The organism is Aeromonas sp. ANP5, from assembly GCF_963870295.1.
Classification (GTDB): domain Bacteria; phylum Pseudomonadota; class Gammaproteobacteria; order Enterobacterales; family Aeromonadaceae; genus Aeromonas; species Aeromonas veronii.
In genome coordinates, this window is the sequence record NZ_CAWMRY010000082.1 from 1 (window position 1) to 1,062 (window position 1,062).

The window sequence follows — 1,062 nt, forward strand, 5'->3', positions numbered from 1 at the left end:
GGCGTTGTTTCCCAAATCAGCCATCAGGTCACAACCGCCCCAGCCCCAAGTGACCGTTACACTCGGGGCTTTCTGACAGGCAGACCAAGTGTGTTCAGTTTGTTGATTGCACCAACATACGCCATTACTTCCCCTACCTGACCGTTGTAGGTCCGCAGACTGATTTTGCCCATCATTAACTGCTTGAACCGATACATCGCCGTCTCTGCCAGCGAGCGACGGTGATACCCCGATATCTTCTTCCAGTGCGCCAGCCCTTCCTTGCGCATCACCAGCACGGCCTCATTTCTTGGATGCCCCATTTTCCATAACCCCGCACTTTTGCGAGGCGGGATACAGGCTGTTGCCCCTTTGCGCAAGATAAGCTGATGGCTGGCTTTGCTGTCATAGGCGCCATCCGCATAAACATGTCCCAGCTTACGCCGCAGAGGGTTGAGCAAGGTGGGCAACACCTCGGCATCATGGACATTTTCCAGTGAGACTTCCGCCGCCACGATATCGTGGGTCACCGGGTCTACCGCCAGATGCAACTTGCGCCAGACTCGCCGTTTCTCGGCGCCGTGTTTTCTGACCTTCCATTCGCCTTCACCAAACACCTTTAGCCCGGTTGAGTCGATAACCAAGTCGGTAATGCCTCCCTTTGGGGGCTGTCGATAAGCCACCTTCACCGTGCGAGCGCGCTTGCTGACACAGCTGTAGTCCGGTGCGCACAGCGGTACATTCATCAACTCGAACAGGGAGTCGAGTAGTCCCTGAGTTGCGCGAAGCGTGAGGCTGAAAATCCCCTTGAGCATCAGGAAGGTACAGATGGTCTGGTCGGTGTAGAGCTGACTGCGGCCCCGGCACCCATGATGGTCGCGGTGAAACCAGTTGCTCATGGCCTCGGCATCAACCCAGAAGGTGAGTGAACCACGGTTAATCAAAGACTTGTTGTATGTAGGCCAGTTGGTGATGGGGTGAAGCGACTTGCCCATGATGCAGACTTGAAGGTGGTGGTGGTGATCAGATCACCGCGCCCTCAGTAAGTTCCATTCAGGTGGTATTGATTTGGGAAACAACGCC

1 protein-coding gene is annotated in these 1,062 nt (G+C 55.5%); it reads right to left on the bottom strand.

Going from position 1 to position 1,062, the window contains the following annotated elements; all coding sequences use genetic code 11:
- Window positions 1-56: 56 nt before the first annotated feature.
- Window positions 57-974 (bottom strand): IS5 family transposase, encoded by a 918-nt coding sequence (locus AACT07_RS22315; protein ID WP_069530087.1) that lies wholly within the window; start codon window positions 972-974, stop codon window positions 57-59.
- Window positions 975-1,062 lie beyond the last annotated feature (88 nt).